Source organism: Aeromonas sp. FDAARGOS 1407 (assembly GCF_019048725.1).
Taxonomy (GTDB): domain Bacteria; phylum Pseudomonadota; class Gammaproteobacteria; order Enterobacterales; family Aeromonadaceae; genus Aeromonas; species Aeromonas enteropelogenes.
In genome coordinates, this window is record NZ_CP077399.1 from 4506659 (window position 1) to 4527408 (window position 20750).

The 20750-nt window shown below is 63.0% G+C and carries 21 protein-coding genes; 14 read left to right on the forward strand and 7 right to left on the reverse strand.

Features of this window, described 5'->3' with window-relative positions:
• Positions 1-22: 22 nt before the first annotated feature.
• The gene (locus I6L37_RS21125) at positions 23-1246 is read right to left on the reverse strand and encodes a winged helix-turn-helix domain-containing protein (protein WP_216992881.1); all 1224 of its coding nucleotides are present in this window, start codon (positions 1244-1246) and stop codon (positions 23-25) included.
• A gap of 66 nt (positions 1247-1312) precedes the next feature.
• A complete protein-coding gene (locus I6L37_RS21130; protein ID WP_216992882.1) occupies positions 1313-1954 on the reverse strand; it encodes a class I SAM-dependent methyltransferase in 642 nt (213 codons plus the stop codon).
• Positions 1955-2168: 214 nt separating this feature from the next.
• Here I6L37_RS21130 and I6L37_RS21135 point away from each other — a divergent pair, with 214 nt between their 5' ends.
• The 7 genes from I6L37_RS21135 (at position 2169) to I6L37_RS21165 (ending at position 8738) form a co-directional block, all read left to right on the forward strand.
• Positions 2169-2840 (forward strand): thermostable hemolysin, encoded by a 672-nt coding sequence (locus tag I6L37_RS21135; protein ID WP_042072302.1) that lies wholly within the window; start codon positions 2169-2171, stop codon positions 2838-2840.
• Positions 2837-4354, forward strand: a complete 1518-nt coding sequence (locus I6L37_RS21140; RefSeq protein ID WP_216992883.1) for an AMP-dependent synthetase/ligase — start codon at positions 2837-2839, stop codon at positions 4352-4354. The genes I6L37_RS21135 and I6L37_RS21140 overlap by 4 nt, the downstream gene beginning before the upstream one ends.
• A complete protein-coding gene (locus tag I6L37_RS21145; protein ID WP_216992884.1) occupies positions 4351-5004 on the forward strand; it encodes a TenA family transcriptional regulator in 654 nt (217 codons plus the stop codon). The genes I6L37_RS21140 and I6L37_RS21145 overlap by 4 nt, the downstream gene beginning before the upstream one ends.
• A gap of 28 nt (positions 5005-5032) precedes the next feature.
• Positions 5033-5866, forward strand: a complete 834-nt coding sequence (locus I6L37_RS21150) for an SDR family oxidoreductase (RefSeq protein WP_216992885.1) — start codon at positions 5033-5035, stop codon at positions 5864-5866.
• Between the two features lies 1 nt (position 5867).
• Complete coding sequence (locus I6L37_RS21155; RefSeq protein WP_216992886.1) at positions 5868-6494, forward strand: tetratricopeptide repeat protein; 627 nt, start codon at positions 5868-5870, stop codon at positions 6492-6494.
• Positions 6495-6615: 121 nt separating this feature from the next.
• A complete protein-coding gene (locus I6L37_RS21160) occupies positions 6616-7302 on the forward strand; it encodes a response regulator (RefSeq protein ID WP_042025697.1) in 687 nt (228 codons plus the stop codon).
• Positions 7299-8738: an ATP-binding protein gene (locus I6L37_RS21165; RefSeq protein ID WP_216992887.1), complete on the forward strand. Its 1440-nt coding sequence runs from the start codon at positions 7299-7301 to the stop codon at positions 8736-8738. Before I6L37_RS21160 ends, I6L37_RS21165 begins: the two co-directional genes overlap by 4 nt.
• An 88-nt stretch (positions 8739-8826) precedes the next feature.
• On the opposite strand, the gene I6L37_RS21170 is transcribed toward I6L37_RS21165, so the two are convergent.
• On the reverse strand, positions 8827-9327 hold the full coding sequence (locus I6L37_RS21170; protein ID WP_216992888.1) for an ATP-dependent zinc protease: 501 nt from the start codon (positions 9325-9327) through the stop codon (positions 8827-8829).
• A gap of 379 nt (positions 9328-9706) precedes the next feature.
• On the opposite strand from I6L37_RS21170, the gene I6L37_RS21175 reads away from it, so the two are divergent.
• The 5 genes from I6L37_RS21175 (at position 9707) to I6L37_RS21195 (ending at position 14597) form a co-directional block, all read left to right on the forward strand.
• Positions 9707-10750: a GMP reductase gene (locus I6L37_RS21175; RefSeq protein WP_216992889.1), complete on the forward strand. Its 1044-nt coding sequence runs from the start codon at positions 9707-9709 to the stop codon at positions 10748-10750.
• 86 nt (positions 10751-10836) lie between these two features.
• On the forward strand, positions 10837-12012 hold the full coding sequence (earP, locus tag I6L37_RS21180) for an elongation factor P maturation arginine rhamnosyltransferase EarP (protein ID WP_216992890.1): 1176 nt from the start codon (positions 10837-10839) through the stop codon (positions 12010-12012).
• 45 nt (positions 12013-12057) lie between these two features.
• A complete protein-coding gene (efp, locus tag I6L37_RS21185; RefSeq protein WP_026457209.1) occupies positions 12058-12624 on the forward strand; it encodes an elongation factor P in 567 nt (188 codons plus the stop codon).
• A 121-nt stretch (positions 12625-12745) separates the two neighbouring features.
• The gene (locus tag I6L37_RS21190) at positions 12746-13498 is read left to right on the forward strand and encodes a DUF3530 family protein (RefSeq protein WP_216992891.1); all 753 of its coding nucleotides are present in this window, start codon (positions 12746-12748) and stop codon (positions 13496-13498) included.
• Positions 13499-13640: 142 nt separating this feature from the next.
• Entirely contained in the window at positions 13641-14597 is a 957-nt protein-coding gene (locus I6L37_RS21195) for a D-2-hydroxyacid dehydrogenase (RefSeq protein WP_216992892.1), read from the forward strand.
• Positions 14598-14655: 58 nt separating this feature from the next.
• Here I6L37_RS21195 and I6L37_RS21200 read toward each other — a convergent pair whose 3' ends face one another.
• Together I6L37_RS21200 and I6L37_RS21205 are read right to left on the reverse strand one after the other, a co-directional pair.
• Positions 14656-15141 carry a YMGG-like glycine zipper-containing protein gene (locus I6L37_RS21200; RefSeq protein ID WP_026455940.1) on the reverse strand — a complete coding sequence of 162 codons (486 nt, stop codon included), beginning with the start codon at positions 15139-15141 and terminating at the stop codon, positions 14656-14658.
• Positions 15142-15340: 199 nt separating this feature from the next.
• Positions 15341-16876: a diguanylate cyclase gene (locus I6L37_RS21205; RefSeq protein ID WP_254203592.1), complete on the reverse strand. Its 1536-nt coding sequence runs from the start codon at positions 16874-16876 to the stop codon at positions 15341-15343.
• A 248-nt stretch (positions 16877-17124) separates the two neighbouring features.
• Here I6L37_RS21205 and I6L37_RS21210 point away from each other — a divergent pair, with 248 nt between their 5' ends.
• Positions 17125-18573, forward strand: coding sequence for a sensor domain-containing diguanylate cyclase (locus I6L37_RS21210; RefSeq protein ID WP_216992894.1), 1449 nt, complete (start codon positions 17125-17127; stop codon positions 18571-18573).
• 242 nt (positions 18574-18815) lie between these two features.
• On the opposite strand, the gene I6L37_RS21215 is transcribed toward I6L37_RS21210, so the two are convergent.
• Together I6L37_RS21215 and I6L37_RS21220 are read right to left on the reverse strand one after the other, a co-directional pair.
• A complete protein-coding gene (locus I6L37_RS21215; RefSeq protein WP_216992895.1) occupies positions 18816-19466 on the reverse strand; it encodes an HAD-IA family hydrolase in 651 nt (216 codons plus the stop codon).
• Positions 19463-19708 carry a hypothetical protein gene (locus tag I6L37_RS21220; RefSeq protein ID WP_026455938.1) on the reverse strand — a complete coding sequence of 82 codons (246 nt, stop codon included), beginning with the start codon at positions 19706-19708 and terminating at the stop codon, positions 19463-19465. Before I6L37_RS21220 ends, I6L37_RS21215 begins: the two co-directional genes overlap by 4 nt.
• Before the next feature lie 112 nt (positions 19709-19820).
• Here I6L37_RS21220 and I6L37_RS21225 point away from each other — a divergent pair, with 112 nt between their 5' ends.
• Entirely contained in the window at positions 19821-20726 is a 906-nt protein-coding gene (locus tag I6L37_RS21225) for a LysR family transcriptional regulator (RefSeq protein WP_216992896.1), read from the forward strand.
• Positions 20727-20750 lie beyond the last annotated feature (24 nt).

Below are 20750 nucleotides of genomic sequence, written 5' to 3' on the forward strand. Positions count from 1 at the left end.
CGTCTTGCCCTCTGTGCTACCCTCACAGCCCGTGCTCCGGGCGCCATAGCGCCAACAGGAGGGGCGGAATATCGCCATAGGCCAGGATCGGCGTCTGGTGCCACTGCGCCAGCTTTTGCAGCGCCTTCCCCAGCTCCCCTGCCAGGGTGCGGGTCACCCTGACCCCCGCCTCCAGATAGAGGTTCTTTATCTCGAAGATCCCCTGCTGGCGATGGGCCTTGGCATCCATCCGGCCCACCAGTTTGCCTTGATGCAGCAGCGGCAGCACGAAGTAGCCGTACTGGCGCTTGTGCGCCGGGGTATAGCACTCGATGCGGTAGTCGAACTCGAACAGCTCACGGGCCCGCTTGCGATCCCACACCAGAGGATCAAAGGGCGACAAGGCCGTGGTATGGGTCGCCCTGAGGGTGCCCCCCTGCACCTTGACCAGCTCGTCAGCTAGCGAGGCGTGGACGAAGGCGCCGTGCTGCCATCCCTCCACCCGCACCGGAAACAGCTCTCCTTCGTCGGCCAGTTGATGGAGCAGGGCATCGTATTTGCCGCGTCGCAGCCGGTAGTAGTCGGCCACCCAGCCGGCCTTGACCAGCCCCAGCGCCCGGCAGCTGGCACGCACCATCTCTCGCTGCGCCGTCTCCGGGCTCGGCAGATCCCGCTCGTCGCACCAGCCGGGCATGACTCGCTCTGCCAAATCATAGACCCGCTGGAAGTTGCGTCGCTCGCGCACCATCAGGCGCCCCGCAGTGAAGAGCACCTCGAGATGACGCTTCTCCGGCTTCCAGTCCCACCAGCCGTTGCCCTTCTCTCCCTGGCGGGCAAAGTCGGCCGCCCGCACCGGCCCCTGCTGGCGGATCTGCTCGAGTAGCCGGTCAATGTCCTGCTGATGAGTAGCGAGCCAGTGGGCCGAAAACTTCCAGCCCATGGCAGCAGGATCCAGCATGCGATGGCGCAGCAGCCGGTAATCCTCGCGGGGAATGAAGCAGGCCTCATGGGCCCAGTATTCGAAAATGTCGCCGTCGGCCAGCAGTTGCTCGAGCCAGCCGGGTTCGTACTGTCCGAGCCGGCTGAACAGCACCAGATAGGGGCTGCGCGCCACCACCGAGATGGTATCTATCTGCAACAGCGCCATGCGGCGGATGGTGGCCAGCAGATCCGCCGGACGCGCCTTGCTGCGGCGCGGGGCGAGCAGGCCCTGGGCTGCCAGTTGCAGATGACGGGCATCCTGCAACGACAAATGGGGAATGGACATGGATCACCGCTCCTTGGTATCAGATCATCAGCATGCCCAACTCATCGCCAAATGAAAATGGCAGGGTCAGGGTTTGGTGAACAGGGCCACATCGGCGTGGGGAAACTCGACCTCTGCCTGCCAGCTGGCCGCCAGGGTGCGAAACGACGCCTCGGCGAAGAAGACGATGTGGGTCGGATCGTGGCGATAGCGCCAGGTTTTGAAGCGCTCGTCACCGAGCACCCGCTGGGTCTGCAACACCAGAATGCCGCCGGGCTTGAGACAGCGCCACAGCAGATCCAGTGCAACCCGTGGCTCGGCGATGTGTTCGATCACCTCTGTGCTGGTGATGAAGTCATACCGCTGTGCCAGCAGCGCCGGTTCGTCGGCGTAGAACTTGTCATACCCCGCCATCACATAGCCCGCTTCCCGCCCCATGGCGATCAGGGCCGGCCCCGGGCCACAACCAAAATCGAGGCCGCTGGCAGGCGCTGGCACCCGGGCCAGCACCTCGCCAAAGGCCCGCATCAAAAAGGTGCGATAACGGGGATCATCCACCCGGTTGTCATGGCCGTCATAGACCGCCTTCTCCCCCTCGGCATCCAGATGATCCGCCGCATCCAGCCAGACCAGCTCGCACCGCTCGCAGCGGTAATAACGCTTGCCCGCCACCGGCAGGGGGTAGGCCTGATGGCTGGCGCACAGGGGGCAGCAGGGGGTGGATGACATGACGATACCTCTGGCAAGTGACAGCCGGGCAGATTGCCTGCCCGGCCCGCCGCTGGCAACTGTTTTATCGCCGCCAGGCCACCGCACATCGAGACCAGCAGCCCTTTGCCCACCGTCATGACTTCCATCCGGTCATGGCAACTTTTTGCGCCCCTTAAGGCTTTCTTAAGTTTGCCCTTTTAGGCTCAACTCATCGCAAGAGAAGGAGCATTCCATGACCACAGAGATCCAGGCACCCTACCGCTTGATGCTGGCCGACTCCCCGCAGCAGGTCATGGCGCTGCAGGCCTATATCCAGGCGGCCTACACCCAGGAATTCAACGCCCGCATTCCCCATTTCCTGCCCTGCCTGCTTGGGCTCTACCGTGCCGACGGCGTGCTGGTCGGCGCCTGTGGTCTCAACCTGGCCAGCGCGGGGGCGCTCTATCTGGAGCAATATCTGGAGCACCCCGTAGAGGCGGCCATCGAGACCCGCCTCGGGGTACGCCCGGAGCGCCAGCGCATCATAGAGGTGGGCAATCTGGCCTGCAGCGAGCCGGGCAATGCCCGCCTGATGTTTGCCGCGCTCTGTCGCCTGCTGTGCGACAACGCCCTCGACTACGTGGTGTTCACCGGTACCGCCAAGCTGCGCAACAGCTTTCATCGCCTGCGCCTCAATCCGGTGGAGCTGGCTCCCGCCCAGGCGCATCAGGTGGGAGAAGATGCCGCCGCCTGGGGGGAATACTACCGCTGCCAGCCCAGGGTGATGGTGGGTGACCTCAATCAGGGGCGCGAGGTGCTCGCCCAAAGCAGCCTGCTGCTCAACCTGCTGGCCCCCATGCCCGCCCTGTTCGACGACTCCCGAGAGACCTGCCGTATGGCTCGTGATAAAAGGTGCGCCCAATGACGCTGTTTGATGCCATCGCCAGCACGGCGAAGCAGAACCCGACACAGCCGGCCCTGATGGATAGCCGGCAGCAACTGGATTACCGCCAGCTGTGGCAGCAGATCCTGCGCCTGGCCGACGAGCTGCAACAGGCGCAGATCCGGCGCCTGGCCCTGCAACTGGACAACGGCCTGCCCTGGGCGCTGATCGATCTGGCCTGCACCCGGGCGGGAATCGTGGTGATCCCCGTCCCCCACTTCTTCAGCCTGGCCCAGCAGGCGTGGTTGCTCGAGAGCAGCGGCGCCGATGCTCTGGTGGGCCCGTCCCATCCTGACTGGCACCCGACCGCCCCCCTGGTGCTGACGGTGACCTCCCTCGCCGACGGTACGCCCGGCGAGCTGACCGTCCCCCTGTGGCGGCATGTCCCGCTCAACCCGCCGGCCCTGCCCGCAGGCACCGCCAAGATCACCTACACCTCGGGCACCACGGGGCAACCCAAGGGGGTCTGCCTCTCCCTGGCCCGGATGATGACGGTCTGCCAGTCACTGGCAGAGCGGGTCGCCCCGGCCCGGGTGGAGCAGCACCTCACCCTGTTGCCACTGGCAACCCTGCTCGAGAACCTGACCGGCCTCTACGTGCCCCTGCTGACCGGTGCCTGCAGCCGCATCCCGTCACTCGGGGAGATCGGCTTCTCCGGCTCCAGTGCCCTCAACCCGGCCATGCTGGCCCAGGCGCTGCTGCGCTGGCCCAGCCACAGCCTGGTGCTGGTGCCCGAGCTGCTGCGCCTGCTGCTGGTGCTGGCCGGCAACAACCCGGCGCTGCTTCGCCAGTTGCAGGGGCTGCGTTTTATCGCCGTCGGGGGTGGCAAGGTGGCCCCCGAGCTGATCGCTCGCGCCCGCGCCGCCGGTCTGCCCGTCTATGAAGGGTATGGCCTCTCCGAATGCTGCTCCGTGGTGGCGCTCAACAACCCGCAGTCGGACAGGCCCGGCAGCGTCGGTCGCCCCCTGCCTCACTGCCGGGTCACCATCGCCGGAGATGGCGAGATCCTGGTGAGCGGCAACGCCATGCTGGGCTATCTCGGCCATGGGGATGCCGCCCACGATGAGGCCGCCACCATCGCCACCGGCGATCTCGGCTACCTGGATGAGGATGGCTACCTGCACATCACCGGGCGCAAGAAGAATGTCCAGATCACCGCCTTTGGTCGCAACTTCTCCCCCGAGTGGGTAGAGGCCGAGGCCCAGCTCTGTCCCGCCATCGCCCGCATCGTAGTCTTTGGCGACGGCCAGCCGGCCAACGTGGCGCTGATCCAGCCCCTGCCCGGCAGCGAAGGGGATCTGCCCCGCCAGATCGCACAACTGAACAGCCGGCTGCCCGACTACGCCCGCCTGCACCACTGGTTGCCGGTGGCGCTGGATCAGTCCCCCGGGCTGCTGACCCCCAACGGTCGGCCCCGTCGCAACGAGATTTATCAACACTTTTCCCGGCAGATCAGCCAGTGCCTCAGCGAAGGCCTCACAGGAGAATCAGCATGAGCTTCTACCAGACCCTGCAACAAGCCACTTCCCAGGAGCGCGAGCACCTGTTCAATGCGCCCATCATCGAGGCTTGCCGCCGTGGCGACATCCAGCGCGAGACCTATCTCGCCTTCCTGACCGAAGCCTATTACCACGTGCGCCACACGGTTCCCCTGCTGATGGCAACCGGTGGCAAGCTGGGTCAGGAGTACGAGTGGGTGCGCGCGGCCATCAAGGAGTACATAGAGGAGGAGTACGGCCATCAGGAGTGGATCTTAAGCGACATCAGCGCCTGCGGCGGGGATGCCGAGGCGGTGCGCCACGGCCAGCCCGGTCTGCCCATCGAGCTGATGGTGGCCTTCCTCTACGACCAGATCCAGCGGGGCAATCCCATGGGTTTCTTCGGCATGGTGCAGGTGCTGGAGGGAACCAGCGTCGCCATCGCCCTGACAGTGGCGGATCAGATCAAGAGCGGGCTCGGACTGCCTCCCCAGGCGATGAGCTACCTGAGCTCCCATGGTGCCCTGGATCAGGAGCATCTCAAGTTCTTCGAATCCCTGATGAACCGGGTGGAGAACCCTGCCGACCAGACCGCCATCATCCATGCCGCCCGCGTGGTCTACCGCCTCTATGGCGAGATGCTCTACAACCTGACCGCCCGGGCGTGAACCGCCCACAGTGAAGGAAGCACATACCATGCAACTTGAAGGGAAACGCGTGCTGCTCACCGGAGCCAGTGGCGGCATAGGGGAAGAGCTGGCGCAGGAGCTGGCGGCCCAGGGGGCCCATCTGCTGTTAAACGGACGACGAGGTCCGGCACTGGAGCGGCTGCGAAAGTCCCTGCCCCATCCGGAGCGCCACCAGGTGCTGATCGCCGATCTGGGATCGTCCCAGGAGCGGGCCAGGTTGCTGCAGCATCCCCTGCTGGAAGAGGGGATCGACGTCTTGATCAACAACGCAGGCTGCAACCAGTTTGCCTGGCTCGAGGATCAGAGCAGCGAACAGGTGGAGCGGCAGCTGCGGCTCAACATCGAGGCCCCTATCCAGCTGACCCGGACCCTGCTCCCGCAGATACGCAAGCCTGGCATCATCATGAACGTGGGGTCGAGTTTTGGCAGCATCGGCTACCCCGGCTACAGCGTCTACTGCGCCAGCAAGTTCGCCCTGCGTGGTTTTAGCGAGGCGCTGGGACGGGAGCTGGAGGGAAGCGGCATCAAGGTGCTGCACTTTGCCCCCCGCGCCACCCGCACCCGTCTCAACTCGGAGGCCGCCTTTGATCTGAATGCCGAGCTCGGCACCCACACCGACAGCCCCCAGGAGGTGGCCGAAGAGGCGGTTATCGCCCTGTGCAACGAGACTCGTCGCCGCTGGCTCGGCTGGCCGGAGCAGCTGTTCGTGCGCCTCAACGCCCTGCTGCCCGGCATCGTCGACAAGGCGCTGGCCAAGCAGTTGCCCATCATCGAACGCTATGCCCGGCATCTGCCGCACGAGGCGCTGCCCCATTCCATCCCGACCAAGAAGGAGTCCTGATATGACCCGGATTGCTTGCAAATACGGCGTCCTCGCCATCCTGCTGGGGGCCGCCGGCGCCCAGGCGGCAGACGATGCCCTGATCCCCATCCAGCAGCAATGGGCCGTCTGCCAGTACCAGCAGGTCGACAAGGCCAAGGAGCGCTGCCTGGAGACCCTGAGCGGCCAGGCCGAACAGGCCAGTGCCAAGGAGCCCTTTCGCACCGATCTGCTGATCTGGTCGGCCATCGTCAAGAGCACCTGGGCCGGCGCCAAGGGCGGCCTGGGGGCGCTCGGGCTGGTGAAGGAGGCCAAGGCCAAGCTGGAGCTGGCCCTCAAGCAGGATCCCAAGGCCCTCGACGGCTCGGCTTACACCAGCCTGGGCTCCCTCTACTATCAGGTGCCCGGCTGGCCGGTCGGCTTTGGCGATGACGAGAAAGCGGAGCAGCTGCTCAAGCAGGCGCTCGCCATCAACCCCACCGGCATCGACCCCAACTTCTTCTATGGCGACTTCCTGCTCGATCAGGGGCGCAAGGCAGAAGCAAAAACCTATCTGGACAAGGCGCTGACCGCCCCAGCCCGCCCGGGGCGCGAGCTGGCCGACGAGGGGCGCCGCAGCGAAATTCGCGAACGCCTCGCCAAGCTGTAAAAAGCCAGCCTGATCAGACAGCTATTTAAACTCTGCCCACCAGCTTGCATACTGGTGGGCAGAGTCGTTTATGTCGTAAAGCTGTGTAACCGGCTTGTTCCCTGACGTGATGGAGAGAGAGATGCGCATCCTGCTGGTAGAAGATGACGTGATGCTGGGCGATGGCATGCAGGATGCCCTGCGCCACAGCGGATACACGGTGGACTGGTTGCAACAGGGGTTGCCCGCCCTGGCGGCCCTCAAGAGCGACGAATTTGCCGCCCTCATCCTCGACCTCAACCTGCCGGACATCGACGGCCTCAGCCTGCTGCGCAAGCTGCGCCGGGAGGGACACCAGTTGCCGGTGCTGATCCTCACCGCCCGCGATGCCCTCGACGATCGGGTGATCGGGCTGGATGCGGGCTCTGACGACTACATGGTCAAGCCCTTCGCCCTGCAGGAGCTCAACGCCCGCCTGCGCGCCCTGGTGCGCCGCAGCAAGGGGCAGGCCCAGGCGATGGTGGAGTATGGCGACATCCTCATCTATCCCGAATCCCAGCAGGTCACCTATCAGGGGGAAGCGGTCAAGCTCACTCCCCACGAGTACAAGCTGCTACTGGAGCTACTGAGCCAAAGCGGCCGGGTGCTGAGCAAGGAGCAGTTGCAGCAGAGCCTCTATGGCTGGGATGAGGGGGCCGAGAGCAACGCGGTGGAGGTTCACATCCACCACCTGCGCAAGAAGTTCTACAGCGACCTTATCCGCAACATCCGCGGGGTCGGCTACATCATTCCCCAGCTCGATCAGGCAGGACGGAACCAGGCACGATGAGACGCTCGAGCTCCATTCGCCGCTTTCTGCTAACCGGCATCCTGACCCTGGTGAGCGCGAGCCTCACCATCAGCACCTTCATCGGCTACATGGAGGCAAGCCACGAGATGGAGGAGCTGTTCGACGCTCGTCTTGCCCAGTCGGCCCGCATCACCAACAAGCTGCTGGCCCGCTACATGGCACAGGAAGGGCCGCTCCCCCTGGATGGCACCATCTATCAGGAGTGGGAACAGCAAAATCCCGATGGCTGGCAGAAAGACAAGAGCCTCAATATCACCGGCGAGGACAGGGAGATCACCCCCTATGGTCACGAGTTCGAACGCAACCTCTACTTTCAGCTGCTGAACGAGCAGGGAAATCTGCTGCTGAGCTCCCCGAGCGCCCCGCGCCAACCGCTGGTCACCCTGACTCGCGGCTTCGATACGGTGGAAAAGGATCACCACCATTGGCGCACCTTCACTCTCTACAACGAGGAGGAGCGAACCTGGCTGGTGGTGGCGGAGCGGGATGACGAACGCAGCGAGCTGGCCAGCAAGATGGCGACCCTCGCCATGCTGCCGCTGCTCATCACCCTGCCCTTCCTGCTGGGGTTGCTGTGGTGGCTGATCACCCATGGCCTGGCCCCCCTGCGTCAGCTGGCCCAGGCCATCAGCGAGCGCCACCCCGCCAACCTGACCCCCCTCAACCTCAAGGCGGACGCCCAGGAGCTGACGCCGCTGGTCAACGAGATAAACCGCCTGATGCAGGCGCTGGCCGAAACCCTGGAGCGGGAGAAACAGTTCACCAACGAAGCGGCCCACGAGCTGCGCACCCCGCTGGCGGTGCTCAGGATCCACAGCGAAAACGCCCTGGCAGCGGACGATGAGGAGAGCCGTCGCCAGTCGCTGCACAAGATGCTGCAGGCCCTGGATCGCAGCGATCGCCTGATCCGCCAACTGCTGACCCAGGCGCGCATCGACAACCAGCAGGAGGTCGTGCTGGTCGAACTGGAGATCGGCCACCTGCTGCAAGGTACCCTGGCAACCCTGGCCCCCATCGCCCTGCAAAAGGATCAGCAATTGTCGCTCGAGAGCGATACGCCACTGCGGGTAATGGGGCAGGCCACCCTGCTCGAGCTGCTGTTTGGCAACCTCATCGACAATGCCCTGCGCTACACCCAGCCAGGTGGCGAGATCCGGGTGCAGGTGCGGCGGGAGGGCAGCCGGGTAAGAGTGGATGTGAGCGACAACGGGCCCGGCATCCCGGACCACGCCCTGTCACGACTGTGCGAGCGCTTCTATCGGGTCAATCCCCAGCAGGGGGACGGGGTCGGCCTTGGTATGGCCATCGTCTCGCGCATCGCCCAGCTGCATGGTGCCGATCTCGATGTACACAACCTGCCGGACAGGGGTCTGGAAGTGAGTCTCTGGCTGCCACTGTCGACCAGCGCCAAATAGATTACTCGGTAGATAACAAGAGGGGCCGCTTGCTGCGGCCCCTCTGTTTGGCTGTACATCTGTTTGGCTGCACATTGGCAGCGCAGATTTAGCGACAATCCGGCTGGCGGGTGAAGGTGCGACCTGCATCCACCGGTCCCATCTCTTCCAGCATACGGCGCCCCAGCAGCACCGGATAGATCATCTTGCTGCGATCCCGCAGGGTAAACCAGCCCTCATAGATCCGGCTCCCCACACAGACGGACATGGTCACGACTGGCCGCTTCTGTTTCTCCTTGCCCCCGGCGCCGCGCACCGTCACGTGACGTTCCACCGGCCGTTCAAACTGCCGGGATACCTGTTTGCCGCTGTCGGCATCGGTCACCCGCAGCCAGAAGCGTACCCAGGGTTTGCCATCGCGCGTGAATTGCTCCAGACCCTGAGCATCCATTGAAGAGGTGCGCGCCCCCGTATCCAGCTTCATCTTGACCGCCACGCCGGTGGGGAGGATCAGCCCCTTCTCCACCCAGCCATACCCTTCCAGCGGCGCCGCCAGTGCGCTGCCGCAAAGGGCCAATATCAGTGCCGTGCCTGCTATCCACTTGCTCATACCACAACCTCAGCCGTCTCATCTTCACAAGGTGAGGCCCAGACTTATCACACTGTCTTGCGAGGGGACATCGCTTTGTGCTGGACGACAGCCCAGAAGGATAGAGGAGAATGACGAGGCGACAACCAATGTCTGGCGACGGGAAATGGCGGGGGAAGAGAAACGCCGGGTTAGCCTTGGATGAAACCATCGGCCAACCTCAGGTTGTGACGCCAAAGGCTACCACAACAGTTGGTGAAATATCAGTCTTGTTCCGGGGGGATTTTTGCCTACACTGTTGTAAACCGGAGGCCCTGAAAACCCCCGGTTTTTTTGTGCCTGCCGAAAATTTGCCACTGCAACAGTGACGCATCACTCAAGGCTCAATAAGGAATTTGCAATGCGTATCGAAGAAGACTTGAAGCTCGGTTTCAAGGATGTCCTGTTTCGCCCCAAGCGCTCTACTCTCAAGAGCCGTTCCCAAGTCAGCCTGACCCGTCAGTTCACCTTCAAGCACACCCGGACCCAATGGCAGGGGGTGCCCGTCATCGCCGCCAACATGGATACCGTCGGCAGCTTCGCCATGGCCCGCGCCCTGGCCGGTTTCGAGATGATGACGGCGGTGCACAAACACTACAGCCTCGCGCAGTGGCAAACCTTCGTCGATGAGACTGACCCCGCCCTGCTGGGTCATGTGATGGTATCGACCGGCACTTCGGACGAAGACTTCGTCAAGACCCGCCAGATCCTCGCCATGTCAGAGGCGCTGCGCTTCATCTGCGTGGACGTGGCCAACGGCTACTCCCAGCACTTCGTCGAATTCCTGCGCAAGATCCGTGAAGCCTGCCCGAACCACGTCATCCTGGCAGGCAACGTGGTGACCGGCGAGATGGTGGAGGAGCTGATCCTCTCCGGCGCCGACATCGTCAAGGTGGGCATTGGCCCGGGCTCGGTCTGCACCACCCGGGTCAAGACCGGCGTCGGCTATCCCCAGCTCTCCGCCATCATCGAATGTGCCGATGCGGCCCACGGCCTTGGCGGCCAAATCGTCGGCGACGGCGGCTGTACCTGCCCGGGGGATGTGGCCAAAGCCTTCGGCGGCGGCGCCGACTTCGTGATGCTGGGGGGCATGCTGGCGGCCCATGAGGAGTGCGGCGGCGAAATCATCGACGTGGATGGCGAGCCCTTCATGAAGTTCTACGGCATGAGCTCGTCGAGTGCCATGGACAAGCACGCCGGCGGCGTCGCCGAGTACCGTGCCTCCGAGGGCAAGACGGTGCTGCTGCCCTATCGCGGCCCTGTGGAGAACGCCGTGCGCGACATCCTGGGGGGCGTGCGCTCCACCTGTACTTACGTCGGTGCCAGCCAGCTGAAAGAATTGACCAAGCGCACCACCTTCATCCGGGTACGCGAGCAGGAGAACAACGTCTACGGCAAGGAGTGATCTGCCAGACTACCTGCTGACGGTTAGAAGCCAGTCCACCGGTGTGCTACCCTGCGCACCGGTTTTTTTGCATCTGGATCCCCGACATGACAAGCCCCCTGCCCCGGTTCGACTGGGATATCTTCTGCTGCGTAGTGGACAACTTCGGTGACATCGGCGTCACCTGGCGACTCGCCCGCCAGCTGGAGCAGGAGGGGCATGGTACGGTGCGGCTCTGGGTGGACGATCTGGCCAGCTTCGCCCGCATCTGCCCGGGACTCAACCCCGAGCTGGACGGCCAATGGGTCGAAGGTATCCATATCCAGCACTGGCATAAAACACTGCCCGCCGACACGACTCCGGCCAGGGTCGTCATCGAGGCCTTTGCCTGCGAGCTGCCCGCCCCCTTTGTCGAACGCATGGCCGAGCAGAGCCCGCCCCCCTGCTGGATCAATCTGGAGTACCTCTCGGCCGAGAGTTGGGTCGAGGATTGCCACGGCCTCGCCTCCCCCCAGCGAGTGAGCAACCGGAGCCTCGACAAATACTTCTTCTTCCCGGGTTTTAGCGCCAGAACCGGCGGCCTGCTCTGCGAGCGGGCGCTGCTGGCCGAGCGGGATCGCTGGCAACAGGATGAAGCTGGCCTTGCCGCCTACTGGGCGAGCCTGGGTCTGCCCCCCAAGCAAGAGGGAGAGCTGAGAGTCAGCCTCTTTACCTACGAGAGCGAGGCGCTGGTGAGCCTGGTCGAAAGCTGGTGCCAGGGCACCACGCCGGTCACCTTGCTGCTGCCGCTGGGGCGCTCCCTCAACGACGTGCTGCGTGGCGCAGGTTTGGCAGATGCCATCCCTACGGCCAGGGCGGGCGATCTGCTCCATACGGGCAACCTCGCCATCAAGCTGCTGCCGATGACGGATCAGGCCGGCTACGATCGGCTGCTGTGGAGCTGCGATCTCAATCTGGTGCGCGGGGAAGACTCCTTCGTGCGCGCCCAGTGGGCCGCCCGCCCCTTCCTGTGGCACATCTACCAGCAGGAGGAAGAGGCCCATCTGATCAAGCTGGCGCACTTCCTCGACCACTATCTGGCGGACTTGCCCGCCGAGTGTGGCCAGTGGCTGCGCGACTTCAATCTCGCCCTCAATCGAGGCGAGGATTGCCGCGCATTCTGGGCTAACTGGCCACGCTATAGCGCCATTTGGCAGCAACATGGGCGAAGCTGGTCACAGAAGTTGCAGCACGATGGGGATCTCGTCACACGATTGGTGAAATTTCTGGAAAGCCGTATATAATCTGGCAGTTTTTATCCGTCCGTTTCACGAACAGGAATTTTTTACATGAAAACCGCACAGGAAATCCGCGCTGGTAACGTAGTCATGATCGGCAGCGAGCCGATGGTGGTCCAGAAGGCTGAATTCAACAAATCCGGCCGTAACTCCGCCGTGGTCAAAATGAAGCTGAAGGGTCTGCTGAACGGCAGCGCCACCGAGACCGTCTTCAAGGCCGACGACAAGCTGGACGTGGTTCAGCTGGAACGTAAAGAGTGCACCTACTCCTACTTCTCCGACCCCCTGTATGTCTTTATGGACACCGAGTACAACCAGTACGACGTAGAGAAAGACAACCTGGGTGACGTGCTGAACTACCTGGTAGACGGCATGGAAGACATCTGCGAAGTGACTTTCTACAACGAGAAAGCCATCTCCGTAGAACTGCCGACCACCATCGTTCGCGAAGTGGAATACACCGAGCCGGCTGCCCGTGGCGACACCTCCGGTAAAGTGACCAAGCCTGCCCGTCTGAAAGGCACTACCTACGAGCTGTCTGTTGCAGCCTTCGTAGAGATCGGTGACAAGATCGAAATCGATACCCGCACCGGTGAATTCAAGCGTCGCGTCAACTAAGTTGACCCCTTGAACTGGATGCAAAAAAGCGAGCCACTGGCTCGCTTTTTTATTGCCCCTTGCTCGCACCTTCAGAAAATGGCGTCCTGGCCGCTAACCCAGATAACCGGGGGAGCACACTATGGCCAGATTATCCTTATCACTGCTGTTACTGACGATGCTGGCCAGCCATGGCGCGCAAGCCATCGAGGTCGCGCCGCCCGCTCCCGTCGATCACTGGCAGGAGAGCGACTGGCAAGGGCTGCCCGACGTCACCCGCATCGACAAGCAGACGGTGCTGTTTGCCAAGCACGACAGCGAAAACTATCTGGGGCTCGCCATCTTGCTGCCGGACTGGCAACGCAGCGGCCAGCTATGGCAACTCACCCGGGATCTTCGCCTGCTGGGCTTCGATACTTTGCTGCTGCTCCCCTCTCCCGAGCAGGCCGAGCTCGACCCGGCCGCCGAGAAGAAAGCGAAAGACAGCGACGCCTTTCGCAAGCAGTTTGCCGAGCGGATCAGCAAGCTGGCCGAGGCCAAGCTGCAAGATGGCGGCTTCAAGCTGATATTGGCCCAGGGCACAGGGGCTGCCTGGACCACCAACCTCATCGCCAGCGAGCAGTTGCCCGCCCCCGATGCGCTGGTACTGCTCGACGGCTTCTTCCCCGATCAACAGAGCAACCAGACCCTGGCCAAGCAGGTGGCCCAGGCCACCATCCCCACCCTGGATCTCTATCAGGAAGAGGGCGGCAGATGGCCGCAGCTCGCGGCGGCAGAGCGCCTTAGCGAGACCCGTCGCAGCCACAAGCTCAACTATCGCCCCTACGCCCTGATGGAACTGGCGGAGACGCCAACCCGCATTCAGGGCTGGCTCAACCACCTGGGCTGGCTCTGACCCAGCCCTGTCCCTGCACGCCAAAGCGCGGGCACGGTCACATCTGCCGCAGAAAGCCCCCCTTCGCGCCCCGCGACACTGGCTCTGGCTGCATCCTCTTTGGCATCATGACCGTTCGGCCCCGTTCATGGCAGGAAGGACCATGCAACAGATTGTGTTTCTCGACAGCGATACCCTGGATGCAGGCATCACCCTGCACCATCCCGACTTCCCCCATCACTGGCAGAGCTATCCGAGTACCACGCCAGAGCAGGTGGTCGAGCGGCTCCAGGACGCCAGCATCGCCATCATCAACAAGGTGCGCATCGGGGCTGGGGAACTGGCCAGGCTGCCCCAACTCAAGCTCATCGCGCTGGCGGCCACCGGCAGCGACAACGTGGATCTGGAGGCCTGCCGCGCCGCCGGTGTCGGCGTGTGCAACATCCGCAACTACTCGGGCCCCTCGGTGCCGGAACACGCCATGGCACTGATGCTGGCCCTGTCGCGCAACCTGTTTGCCTGGCGCCAGTCGCTATTGGAGGGGCGCTGGCAGCAGAGCGGCCAGTTCTGCTTCTTCGATCACCCCATTGCGGATCTGCACGGCAAGCGACTTGGCATCATCGGCAAGGGCACGCTCGGCCAGGCGCTGGGTGAGCGGGCAAAAGGGATAGGCATGGAGGTGCGTTACGCCCAAAGCCAGATCGGAGGCAACGCGGATGACGACCGGCTGCCGCTGGATGACCTGCTGCAAAGCTCGGATGTGGTGAGCCTGCACTGCCCGCTCACCCCCTATACCCGCAACCTCATCGGCGAGCGGGAACTGGGGCTGATGAAACCGGGCGCTCTGCTGATCAACGTGGGACGTGGCGGCCTGGTGGATGAAGCCGCCCTGCTGCGGGCGCTGGCCAACGGCCGCCTCGGCGGCGCCGGATTCGATGTGGCGAGTGTCGAGCCGCCGCCCCCCGATCACCCCCTGATGCAGGCCCTGCAATATCCCAACTTCATCCTGACCCCCCATGTGGCCTGGGCCAGCGAGGAGTCGATGCAGCGCCTCGCGGATCAGCTGATCGACAACATCAACGCCTTCGCCGCCGGGCGGCGCCAACACCGGTTGGTGTGAGCCAGAAACAGAAACGGGGCCTGCAGGCCCCGTCTTCATTCACACGCACCGGAGGGCATCAATCATCGTCGTCATCGTGCCATCTGTGTTTCTTGTGCTTCTTGTGTTTCTTGTAGTAGTGGCGGTGATGATGATCATCGTCGTCGTAATAACGATCCCGGCTCTTGTGGCCATCCCCCGTCTTGGCACCGATGGCCGAACCACTGGCACCGCCCACCCCGGCCCCGATCAGCCGACCGGTATCACCGCCGACACTCTTGCCGATGGCGGCGCCACCGAGCGCTCCAACGGCGCCGCCGAGGGCGGCTTCATTCTTGTTGCCTCTGTTGGCTGTTGCTGCACCACCGGCCGCACCGCCAATGGCGGCCCCCACCAGTGCCCCGGTGTCGCCACCGAGCTCCTTGCCGATCATGGTGCCCGCCACGCCGCCGGCACCGCCCCCCAGGATGGTGTTGAGTGTCTCGGAGGCGTGTGCCACCGAACTTCCCAACAACAAGCCACCCAACAGAGTCAGGGCACTCAGGCCACGCTTGTTCATCCTCATGGATACTCCTGTCAACGCTGATTAATTTTCCCGAACTATACGATTTACGACAGGATGTACCAGTGTCGCAGGAGAGCGACAGATGCCTCTCTTGCTCTGGATAATGAATTCATAATCCATTGAATTTAAATCAAAAAATAACTTTATCAGAAAGCTGGCGAGAAGTTGGTGACAAGGTTCCCCGACAGGCAGGGAGTATTTAGCCATCATCGCTCGGACAGAATTTGTCAGCACTACCCGCGTTACTCTGCTCATTTTGAAGCTGTGCTGGCAGGGACCAGCGATCACGCCCCAGCCGCTTGCTCTGGTAGAGGTACTCATCGGCCCGCTCGAACAGGTTGTGGCGCTCCTCCGGATAGTGGGCTCCCCCTGCGCTCAGGGTGACGGCGATCCGCTTCTCGCGCCACTGCTGGTTGCGCACCCGGATGAACAGCTGCCGCAATCTCCCCTCCAGATCGGCCCGCTCCATGGTCAGCAAGGCGGCAAACTCGTCACCGCCAAAGCGATAGACATTCCCCTCGCCCAACTGCTCGGCCAACAGAGCCGCTATCCGGCGCAGCACCTGATCGCCGCAGGCATGACCATGGGAGTCGTTGATGTTCTTGAAAAAATCCACATCGAGCAGGAGCAGCCAATGAGGCTGCCCCTCTTTTAGCAAGGCTTGTTGCCTGGCATCGAACGCCCGACGGTTCATGATCCCGGTGAGAGGGTCGTGGTGCAGGGCATCTTGTCCGCGCAGCAGATTGGCCCTGACCAGATCCACCTTGGAGAGGCTGTCATCGACAAACCAGGTCTTGTGACCGGGGAAACGCCGGCCACTTTTGACATCCCGGGAGATCTCGCTGAGGGAGCCGGCCACCAGACGCTGCTCCAGCCGGAAGATCCTGACCAGCACGAGCAGGCTCAGCAGCCAGATGACGGCAAGCAGCAGCTGGGGCAACACCAGCATCCGCAGATCTTCCCCGAGGATGGCGCGAAAGAGGGGGGCGGAGAGATAGATATGCAGATCCCATCCTATGTCCTGCAAGGGATGAGTGAGATGCACCCCGTTGCCAAGCACGCCGAAGCCCGGCCAGCTCCAGATGCCCTCTGGCTTCTCCCCGCGTCGGGCAAGCAAGCCGAGGTTGCTGGCAACGATGACATCATCACCGCCGGCAGGAGTCAGATAGATGGCCACCGCCTGCTCATCGCCCAGGGAGTTTTGCAGCGCCCGCTGCAGGGATGCGAACTGCATGTCGACCATCAGCAGTCCCAGCAGGCGATCCTCCTTGTCCATGACCCGTTTGACCAGAGTGAGGGTCTGAACCCTGGTGTCATATTCCGGATAGGGGCCCAGCCATAATGGCTCTTCCCCGGCCTGGGTGACTGCGGCATACCAGGGTCGCTCGGTGGCCTTGAATTGCGGCGGACGCTCCCAGGCGGGATAGGTATCGATGCGATCATGGCGCAGATTATAGAAATAGATGAAGTGATCATCGGGCTGGATCCGGTGCGCTATGGTCCAGTAAGGGTTCAGGGCCGACTCGCCACGGGCGATCGCCTCCCTGTCCAGCGAATCGTCGAGCACCGTAATCTGGCGCTCACTGACCTGTATCATCTCATGGATCAGGGTGGCTTCGAGGGAGGCGGCGATGCGGCCATAGCTGGCGATCGTCCTGTCGATATCGCGCAGCAACCCCTGCACGCCCAATATCAGTGTCGTGATGAGCACCAGGCCACCCAGCAGCAGGGTCATGGGCACCAGCAGGTAATACCGTTTGCAGGGAGGAGCGAGACTCACACATGTACCTCTGGATGACCATGGAGAGACCCTCATTCTAAAAGCAATAAATACAATCAATCATTGACCGGCATCAGCATTCCACTCTAAATAACAGTGAAATCAACAGTTGTCTAACGCAATGATTATTCTATGCTTTTATGGGTTCTTTCGCAGCCATCCCCATACACCGCCACGGCCCAAGTCGCCATCAGGAGTCTCTCATGGAAGAGATAAAACCCTCGTACATAGACCTACTCCGCGTCCCTCCCTGCGCCTTCTTGTGTATGGCCACCCTGATATGCCTCTTTTCACTTGCCGGGATCTTCACCCGTCCTCCCGACATGCTGGCCGCCTTCTGGCCCGCCAACGCCGTGTTCCTCGGCATCATGATCCGCTACCCCATTCTGGCCTCACCCGCCGGCTGGCTGGGCGGAATAGCCGGTTATCTGCTGGCGGCTCTCTTCACCGATGACTCGCTGCTGAAAACCGGCCTGCTGACCCTGGGCAACCTGGTGGGCGTCGGGGTCGGCTATCTGCTCTACCGGCGACTGGGCAGGGATAATGTGCGCCTCAGGCACCCCAATGCCATCGTTTACCTGCTGCTGATCAGCATGGCCGCCTCGTTTGCCGCCGGGCTGGTCGGCGCCCTGATCAACCCCATCCTGTTCAATGGCCGCTCGCTGCACGGACTGGGTTTCTGGTTTGCAAGCGAACTGGTCAACTACATGGCCTTGCTGCCGGTGCTCCTGACCCTGCCCCATGCCGGCGCGATACGAACCTGGTTCAAGGCACTGTGGCTGCCGCACGTCTCCTGGGCAAGAGTGCTGCCCTTGCTGATGTTTATCTGCTCCCTGTTGCTGGCGGAGATCGTCTCGGGTCCGGGCTCCCTCGCCTTCCCGGTTCCTGCCCTGCTGTGGTGCGCCGTCAGCTATTCGCTCTTTACCACCACCCTGCTGTCGCTCGGCTTTACAACCCTGACCCTGCTTGCCATCTCCAGCGGTTATCTCGTCATCAACCACGACGCCCAGACCCAGTACTGGATGTTCTCGGTGCGGATCGGGATCATGCTGATCGGCCTCACCCCTCTCACGGCAGCCAGCATCATGGCGACCCGCAACACCCTGCTGCGCCAGATGGAGTACATGGCCCACCACGATCACCTGACCGGCGCCCTCAATCGTGCGGGCTTCTGGCCGAGCGCCCAACAAATGCTGGCGCAGCTGGATCAGCAACATAAACCGGTCGCCGTCTGCATGCTGGATCTGGACAACTTCAAGCAACTCAATGACAACCACGGCCATGAGGCGGGGGACCGTGCGCTCAAGGCATTCACCATGGCCATCAGCCAGGGGATGCCCGGCAGCACTCTGCTCGGACGGCTCGGCGGCGAGGAGTTTGCACTGCTGCTGCCCGATGTCCCGCCGTCCCAGGCCTGGAAGCTGGTCGATCGGCTGCGAAGCGAGGTGGCGCAGTTGCAAGTCATTGACGAGGCCCTGCGCCCCGTCACGATCACGGTCAGCATAGGGCTCGCCTATCGGGAGCCCGGCCATCTCAACCTGGAACAGCTGCTCTCCCACGCCGATGCGGCGCTCTATCGCGCCAAGCACAACGGCCGCAACCGGGTTGAGTGGTATCAGGACAAGACCTGCAGTCAGGAGTATGGCCGCTGAGCCGGGCAAAACCCGGCACACCCGCAGGTAATATCGCGTGTTGGGAAGAGCGAAGCTCATGAACTCTCCGCAAACTTCAACCAAGGAGGCTCGTTGCGAGCGCGGCAAAAGACATCCATCACTGGCCGACATCAGGAACTCCATCCAAACAACAGGGTGACAAAGTCTCCCACACAGCGGACAGCCATCCCTCAACAGGCTACCCTTCTGCCCGCCCCGTTCGCCGGGGGTTTTATGACCGCTCAGGTCAACAACGTCAGCTGCAGGCCGTCATCTGCCTCCACCATGCTCACCTGACGCCAATCCTGGATCAGCGCACTGACGCCGGGATCCAGCCGCTGTCTGCCTCCCACCTGTACCACGGTGCAACCGGCCCGCAGGGCACTGGTGATGCCAGCCGGTGCATCCTCAAACACCAGGCAATCAGCGGCCGCCACTCCCAGCCGCTCTGCCGCAAGCAGATAGGGTTCGGGATCCGGTTTGCCGTTTACCACATCGTCAGCCCCCACCAGCAGGGTGGGCAACGCCAGGCCGGCGCTCAGCAGCCGATGACGGGCCACCCGCTGGCTGGCCGAGGTCACCAGCGCCCAGCGTTCAGTCGACAGGCTTGCCAGCAGGGTACGGGCGCCGGAAAGGGCCTCAGCCTGGCCGGTGTGATGGATCTCCAACTCGTCGAGCAGGGCCACCTCCTGCGCCAGGTCCAGCTGCGGGGTCAGGGTGCGGATCACCTCCCGCGAGCGCACCCCGTGACAGATGGTCAATACGGGTTCGGGAGCCAGCCGGTGGCGGCGGCACCAGAGCCGCCACACCGTCTCTACCTCACCGGTGGAGTGCACCAGGGTGCCATCCATGTCCAGCAGCAGGGCAGCGGCCCGCAGGGTTAGCCTGCTCATGACAAAACGCCTGCCACGGCGGGTTCGGCCCCCGCCAGGATATCGCCGAAGGCCCGCTGCTGGGCGGCTCGCTCATAGCAGGCGAGGGCCTGCTCGGCGTTGCTTGCCCAGACTTGCAGGGGACCAACCGCAAAACCCTGTTGCAGCAGACTCGTCAAGAGCTCTCCCGTCTCGGGGGCAGCCAGTGGCTGTGCCATCACCAGGGATCCCTTGATTAAGAACAGATAGCGTTCGCTAGACATGGCGTGACTCCTTGTGGTGCCGGACGGGCAACAGGCCCGCCGCATATCCATTACAGCAAGGAGGTGTGATAATTTATAATCAATAAATCGCCACATTGGATAACCAACTGGAATGAAATTCGACTTGAGGCAACTGCAGGCTTTCGTGATGCTGGCAAAGACCGCCAACTACCGGGAGGCCGCCAACCGGCTCTTCATCACCCAGCCGGCCCTCACCAAGCAGATCCAGGGGCTGGAACAGGCCCTTGGCTGCACCCTGTTTCACCGGGGCAGGCACGGCGCCGAGCTGACCTCCCTTGGCGCCCAATTGCTTACCCAGGCCAACGCCCTGGTCGAACACGGCAAGGGATTCGAGCGCCATGCCCTGGCGCTGGCGAGCGGCATCGCCGGGCGGCTCAAGATAGGTTTCGGACTGTCGAGCTTCGCGCTGGCCCCCTCGCTGGTGGCCCGCTTCAGGCAGCTGGTTCCCGAGGTGATGGTCCATCTGCAAGACATGCCTTCCGCCATCCAGCACGAACAGCTGCTCTGTGGCCAACTGCAGCTGGGCTTCATGCGTCGGCCCCAGGCGCCGCAACTGCAGGAGCACAGGTTGTTGACCGATCGGTTGGTGCTGGCCGTTCCAACCCAGGTCACGGGATCGGATCCGGCCACTTTCGACGTCGAACGGGCTCTGACCAGCCAACCGTTGTTGCAGATGGTCGGCCACCGCTGCCCCGGCCTTAGCCAGCAGATCGCCGGTTTCCTCGGCGCCAACCGGCTGACCGGCATGATCCAGGAGACGGAAGATGTCCAGACCCTGGTCGCCCTGGTCTCCGCCGGCATCGGCAACGCCATACTACCGCGCAGCGTCAGCTTCATCGCAGGCCCGGATGTGACCCTCTACCCCCTCTCGGGTCCCTATTCAGAGTGGGAAATCAGTCTGGTGTGGAACCCGGAATTTGCCGATCCCATCCGGGATCGCTTCCTGCAACTGGTTCTGGAGGCTCACCCGACTGTCTGCCCCGCGACCAAACGATAAGCCGGACTCATCTTTTGCCTTGCC